Source organism: Ruixingdingia sedimenti, assembly GCF_031432425.1.
GTDB lineage: Bacteria > Pseudomonadota > Alphaproteobacteria > Rhodobacterales > Rhodobacteraceae > Ruixingdingia > Ruixingdingia sedimenti.
In genome coordinates this window covers 110,028-116,313 of sequence record NZ_JAVKPH010000012.1, presented here as the reverse complement: position 1 = coordinate 116,313, position 6,286 = coordinate 110,028, and the positions used below count along the sequence as shown (strand labels likewise).

Annotated in this window: 5 protein-coding genes and 1 pseudogene; 4 read left to right on the top strand and 2 right to left on the bottom strand. The window is 68.7% G+C overall.

The features are described 5' to 3' along the window. Positions 1-133: pseudogene (locus RGD00_RS12065) on the bottom strand (IS5/IS1182 family transposase); the annotation flags it as partial. 4 nt (positions 134-137) lie between these two features. Beyond that, entirely contained in the window at positions 138-704 is a 567-nt protein-coding gene (locus RGD00_RS12060) for a calcium-binding protein (RefSeq protein WP_310457578.1), read from the bottom strand. A 187-nt stretch (positions 705-891) separates the two neighbouring features. On the opposite strand from RGD00_RS12060, the gene RGD00_RS12055 reads away from it, so the two are divergent. From RGD00_RS12055 to glcF, 4 genes are all read left to right on the top strand, one after another. Next, positions 892-2,076 carry a mandelate racemase/muconate lactonizing enzyme family protein gene (locus RGD00_RS12055; RefSeq protein WP_310457577.1) on the top strand — a complete coding sequence of 395 codons (1,185 nt, stop codon included), beginning with the start codon at positions 892-894 and terminating at the stop codon, positions 2,074-2,076. 279 nt (positions 2,077-2,355) lie between these two features. Then, positions 2,356-3,786 carry an FAD-linked oxidase C-terminal domain-containing protein gene (locus tag RGD00_RS12050; RefSeq protein WP_310457576.1) on the top strand — a complete coding sequence of 477 codons (1,431 nt, stop codon included), beginning with the start codon at positions 2,356-2,358 and terminating at the stop codon, positions 3,784-3,786. Continuing rightward, complete coding sequence (locus RGD00_RS12045) at positions 3,786-4,943, top strand: FAD-binding protein (RefSeq protein ID WP_310457585.1); 1,158 nt, start codon at positions 3,786-3,788, stop codon at positions 4,941-4,943. The genes RGD00_RS12050 and RGD00_RS12045 overlap by 1 nt, the downstream gene beginning before the upstream one ends. A 4-nt stretch (positions 4,944-4,947) precedes the next feature. Then, positions 4,948-6,243 (top strand): glycolate oxidase subunit GlcF, encoded by a 1,296-nt coding sequence (gene glcF, locus RGD00_RS12040; RefSeq protein WP_310457575.1) that lies wholly within the window; start codon positions 4,948-4,950, stop codon positions 6,241-6,243. Positions 6,244-6,286 lie beyond the last annotated feature (43 nt).

Sequence of the window (6,286 nt, the reverse complement as noted above, 5' to 3'; positions counted from 1 at the left end):
GCTTGCCAGTCGGCGCGGCCTTCCACGTCATGGCGGGGTCGAACCAGATCGTCAGAGAGCCGCGGCGCTTGAGCGCTTGGTTATAGGCGGGCCAGTTCCTGGTCTTGTAGATCGGGGGTGTCGGTCTGCTCATGCAGTCAAGCTACCACGCTGGATTCACGAGATGAATCCCTCACGCGATTTGTGCAACAGAGCCCGTCGCCGCCGTAAAGCGAGTCGACTCGCGATCCGCCGTAAAGTACGTCATCGCCCGCGCCGCCATAAAACATATGGCTTCCACTGCCGCCTATCAGCGTGTCGTTCCCATCGCCGCCGTACAGCCTGTCGTTGTCTTCGCCGCCGTCCAGGATGTCGTTGCCCGCACCGCCATGCAGCGTGTCGCGTCCGCTGCCACCTGTCAGCGTGTCGTCACCCTCGCTGCCTGACAGCATGTCATCGCCGGCGCCGCCGTCGAGGAGGTCCTCACCATCGCCGCCGTCCAGACTGTCGTCGCCGTTACCGCCGTCCAGCGTATCGTTGCCGTTGCCGCCGTCCAGGCTGTCGTTGTCCTGGTTTCCCATCAGGTGATCGTCGCCCCCGAGCCCCAGCAACAAGTCCGGTCCCTGAAGCCCATAGATGGTGTCGTCACCCTCGCCGCCTTCCAGCGTGTCGGATCCGTTCGTTCCGTAAATGATCGGCATATCAACCTCCCAGACAACGGTCATGATGGCACGTCCAGTATGTCCCACTGCGGTTTCAGGTCAATCGCCGGCTCTTGTCCCCTTGCGCAGTGATCGCAAGGCACGGTCGCGCCCGTCACAAAGGATCGGAAGGGCCCCTCTTGTGCCCGGATCATGGCCTTTGCCGGCAGGGCGGGGGCAGGGGCGCGGCATATTATGCAGAAGGACTGCCATGAAAATCACCTCGATCGAGATCATCGCGCTGGATCAGCCGCACAAGGGGCGGCTGATCTTCGCCACCGGGCCGACGCCGGCGTCGAACAACTTCATCCTGATGAAGATCCATACCGACACCGGGCATACCGGCATCGGCAGTTCCTACAGCTATCCCGATGCGCCGCTGCTGAAATCCGGCGTCTCGCGCGAAGGCGCGATGGTGCTGATGAAGGACATGGCCAGGATGCTGATCGGCGAGGATCCGCGCCGCACGCATCACCTGCTGAACCGGCTCGAGACCTCGATCAACGGCTGGTATTCGGAAAACTGGTACGTTCTGGGCACCTTCGACTGCGCGCTTTACGACCTCAAGGGCAAGATCCTGGGCGTGCCGGTCCATGACCTTCTGGGCGGCATCCAGCGCGACCGGATCCCGCTGGAACATATCCAGTCCTTCCTGCCCACGCCCGAGGAAGCGGCGGCAGAGGCCAAGGCGCATATCGACGCGGGCTTCCGGTCGATCAAGCTGCATGTGAACGCCGATCCGAAGAACGCGCTCGCCCGGTTCCGCGCGATGCGCGACACGCTCGGCGCGGAGGTGCCGATCGGGGTGGACATGGGCATGGCCTACAACCTGTCGGGCGCGCTGCGCACCATCGAGCAACTGGACGAATACGGGTTGAACTTCGTCGAACAGCCGCTGCCCGCCTATGATGTCGAGGGCCATGTGCTGCTGCGGTCCAAGACCCGCGTGCCGCTGATCGCCGACCACGGCATGATGTCGGTCGGCGAGGCCTTCGGCGCGATCAAGGCCGGGGCCTATGACGGCGGCCATTGCCTCGTCTGCCGGGTGGGCGGCATCCATCGCGCGGTGAAATGGGCCGACCTGATGGACCAGGCCTTCCTCGACTACCAGATCTGCAACCAGGGCAACTCCATCGCCGCCGCGGCGGGCGCGCATTTCGCCGTGACGCGCCGCAAGTCGGACCGGTTCAACGACGAACTGTCGCTGTTCCTCTACCTGCACGGCACGATGGACACCGCCTCGATCACCGACGACATCGTGAAGACGCCGGGCTTCGTGATCGAGAACGGCACGCTGCGCGCGCCGGGCGATGCGCCGGGTCTGGGGGTGGAACTGGTGGACGAGGCGGTGGAACACTACCGCCATCGCGACTTGCCGGTGATCACCGTGAAGTGACCCCATCCCCTGCGCCGCCCACCCTTTGGCCGGCGGCGCAGGGGGCATTCTGCCCCCTCTTGGCTGCGCCAATTCACCTCCTGAGGATATTTTCAGACAGAAAATGAAGAAGGGTGCGCGGAGTTCCGAAGAGGGGCGCCCGTTCCATTTTCTGTCCTTAAATATCCCCGCCGGAGGCCCCCGCACTCTCGCTACGCGATGCCGCCGGGCAGGGGCGCGGGCCTTGCCACGGGCCTGCCAAAGGTGGACATTCGGCCCATCGCCAGCAAGGATGCCGCCATGCAGATGCCCGCGCCCAACCCCGAGATCCTGTCGCGCAAGGGCCGGATCGTGGCGCGGTTGCAGGCGGCGCTGCCTGCCGATGCCGTCATCCATGCAGAAGAAGAGGTGCGCGCCTATGAATGCGACGCGCTGACCGCCTATCGCTGCCCGCCGCTGGCCGTGGTGTTGCCGCGCAGCACGGCAGAGGTTTCCGCCGTCATGCGCATCTGCCATGACGAGGGTGTGCCGGTCGTGCCGCGCGGCGCGGGCACCAGCCTTGCGGGCGGCGCGCTGCCCACGGCGGATGCGGTGATCCTCGGCGTGGCGCGGATGACCGCGGTGCTGGAGGTCGACTATGCCGACCGCCTGATCCGGGTGCAGACCGGGCGCACCAACCTTGCCGTCACCGGCGCGGTGGAGGGCGACGGGTTCTTCTACGCCCCCGACCCGTCCAGCCAGCTGGCCTGTGCCATCGCGGGCAATATCGCCATGAACTCGGGCGGGGCGCATTGCCTGAAATACGGGGTGACGACGAACAACCTTCTGGGCGTCACCATGGTGCTGATGGACGGCACGGTGGTGGATCTGGGCGGGGGCGCGATGGATCCCGGGGGGCTCGACCTGCTGGGGGTCGTCTGCGGGTCCGAGGGGCAGTTGGGCGTGGTGACCGAGGCGACCCTGCGCATCCTGCCGAAACCCGAGGGCGCGCGGCCCGTGCTGATGGCCTTTGCCGCCAACGAGGTCGCGGGGGCCTGCGTGTCCGACATCATCAAGGCCGGTGTCCTGCCCGTCGCCATCGAGTTCATGGACCGCCCCTGCATCGAGGCCTGCGAGGCCTTCGCCAAGGCCGGCTATCCCGATTGCGAGGCGCTGCTGATCGTCGAGGTCGAGGGCAGCGCGGGCGAGATCGACGAGCAACTGGCGCTGATCAAGCAGGTCGCGCTGCGCCATGCGCCGCTGGAACTGCGCGAGGCAGGCGACGAGGACGAGGCCCGCCGCATCTGGCTGGGGCGCAAGTCGGCCTTCGGGGCGATGGGGCAGATCGCGGATTACATCTGCCTCGACGGCACGATCCCGGTGTCCGCCCTGCCGGATGTGCTGCGCGGCATCGGCGATCTGGCGCGCCGGTACGGGTTGGGCGTGGCCAATGTGTTCCATGCGGGCGACGGCAACATGCATCCCTTGATCCTGTTCGACGCCAACAGGCCCGGCGATCTGGACAAGGCGGAGGCGTTGGGCGCCGATATCCTGCGGCTTTGCGTGCGGGCGGGGGGCTGCCTGACCGGGGAACATGGCGTGGGGGTGGAAAAGCGCGACCTGATGGAGGTGCAGTTCACCCGCGACGACATCGAGGCGCAGTTGCGCGTCAAGGACGTGTTCGACCCCCGCTGGCTGCTGAACCCCGCCAAGGTGTTCCCGCTGCATCTGACCGAGGGGCGGCGGGCATGATGCGCCCGGGGGACGAGGCCGAACTGGCCGCCATGCTGCGCGATGCCGAGGGCCCGCTGGCGGTGCGGGGCGGGGGCACGCGGGTGCCGTGCGCGCTGGCCGGGACGGTGCTGGAGACCGGGGGGTTGTCGGGGATCACGCTTTACGAGCCCGGCGCGCTGACGCTGGTGGTGCGCGCGGGCACGCCGCTGGCAGAGGTGGAGGCGGCCCTGGCGCGCGAGAACCAGCGGCTGGCGTTCGAGCCGCCGGATCTGCGCGGGCTTCTGGGGCGCGGGGGCGCATCCACCATCGGCGGCGTGGCGGCGGCCAATGCCTCCGGCCCCCGGCGGGTGCAGGCGGGGGCGTGCCGCGACTACATGCTGGGGGTGCGGTTCGTCGATGGCGCGGGCATGGCGGTGGCCAATGGCGGGCGGGTGATGAAGAACGTCACCGGCTACGATCTGGTCAAGCTGCTGGCGGGCAGCCACGGCACATTGGGCGTGCTGACCGAGGTGGCCTTCAAGGTCCTGCCGGTGCCGGAAACCGAGGCGACGCTGCGCCTGACCGTGCCGGGCGAGGCGGCGGCGGTCGCGGCGATGGCGGCGGCGCTCGGCTCGCCCTACGAGGTCACGGGGGCGGCCTTCACCACCCCGCATTGGGGCAACCCGGGCGAGGTTCTGCTGCGGATCGAAGGATTTTCGCGGTCGGTCGCCTATCGGGCCGAACGGCTGGCGCATCTGCTGACGGCGCACGGCATCGCCGACATCGACCGCGACCCGGCGGCGTCCGCCGCGCTGTGGCGCGGGCTGCGCGATGTGACGGCGTTCCATGACATGCCCTTCGTCGCGCGCCTCTCGCTGCGTCCGTCGCAGGTGGCGGGGATGATGGCCGGGGTGGCGCGGGCGCATCCCTGTACGGCGCTGCTGGATTGGGGCGGCGGGCTGGCTTGGGTCGCGGCGGACGAGGGGTTGGACGGGGGCGGCGCCGGGCGGCTCTTGTCGGCGCTGCACCGGGCGGCGGCGCAGGCGGGCGGGCATGCGACGCTGGTCAAGGGGGCGGACCTTGTGGGCGACGTGCCGCTGTTCCAGCCGCAGCCCCCGGCGGTGGCGGCGCTGGCCGCCGGGCTGCGGGCGCAGTTCGACCCGCGCGGGATCCTCAATCCGGGGCTGATGGGGTAGAAAGATGCAGACGAACTTCACCCCCGAGCAGTTGCAGGATCCCGGCATCGCGCGCGCCAACGAGGTGCTGCGGACCTGCGTCCATTGCGGCTTCTGCACCGCCACCTGCCCGACCTATCAGGTGTTGGGCGACGAGTTGGACAGCCCGAGGGGCCGCATCTACCTGATCAAGGACATGCTGGAAAAGGGCCGCCCCGCCGATGCGCGGACGGTGAAGCATATCGACCGCTGCCTGTCCTGCCTGTCCTGCATGACCACCTGCCCGAGCGGCGTGCACTACATGCATCTGGTGGACGAGGCCCGCGCCTATATCGAAAAGACCTACCGCCGCCCGCCCATGGACCGCGCGCTGCGGTGGGTGCTGGCGCGAATATTGCCCTATCCGGGGCGGTTCCGGCTGGCGCTGGCGGCGGCGAAGCTGGGGCGGCCCTTCGCGCGGCTGATGCCGGATGCGCGGCTGCGCGCGATGCTGGACATGGCGCCGGTGCATATCCCCCCGGTCAGCCGCAACGACGACCCGCAGGTGTTTCCCGCGCAGGGCGCGCGGCGGATGCGGGTGGCGCTGATGACGGGCTGCGCGCAACGGGCGCTGAACACCGACATCAACGACGCCACCATCCGCCTCTTGCGCCGCTTGGGGTGCGAGGTGGTGATCGCGCGCGGCATGGGCTGTTGCGGTGCGCTGACCCATCACATGGGGCGGGTGGGCGAAAGCCACGCGGCGGCGGCGCGCAACATCGCCGCATGGATGGGGGAAAAGCGGGCGGGGGGGCTCGACGCGGTGGTCATCAACACCTCGGGCTGCGGCACGACGGTGAAGGACTACGGCCATATGTTCCGCAATGATCCGCTGGCGGCGGATGCGGCAGAGGTGTCGGCACTGGCGCTGGATGTGACCGAACTGCTGGTCCGCCTCGGCCTGCAGGAAGGCGCGCCCAAGGGCCTGCGGGTCGCCTATCACGCCGCCTGTTCGCTGCAACACGGGCAGCGGGTCAAGGCCGCGCCCAAGGACCTGCTGAAACGCGCCGGGTTCGAGGTGGTGGAGCCCGTGGACAGCCATCTGTGCTGCGGGTCCGCGGGCACCTACAACCTGATGCAGCCGGAAATCTCGCGCCAGCTGCGCGACCGCAAGGTGGCGACGCTGGAGGCGCGCAAGCCCGATGTGATCGCCGCCGGCAACATCGGCTGCATGATGCAGATCGGCGCGGGCACCGGGGTGCCGGTGGTGCATACGGTGGAACTGCTCGACTGGGCCACGGGCGGGCCGAAACCCCGCGCGCTGGCCGCATCCGGGCCATAATCCTGCCGCAGCCCGGGGCTACGCCCGGCAAAGACCCGACCGG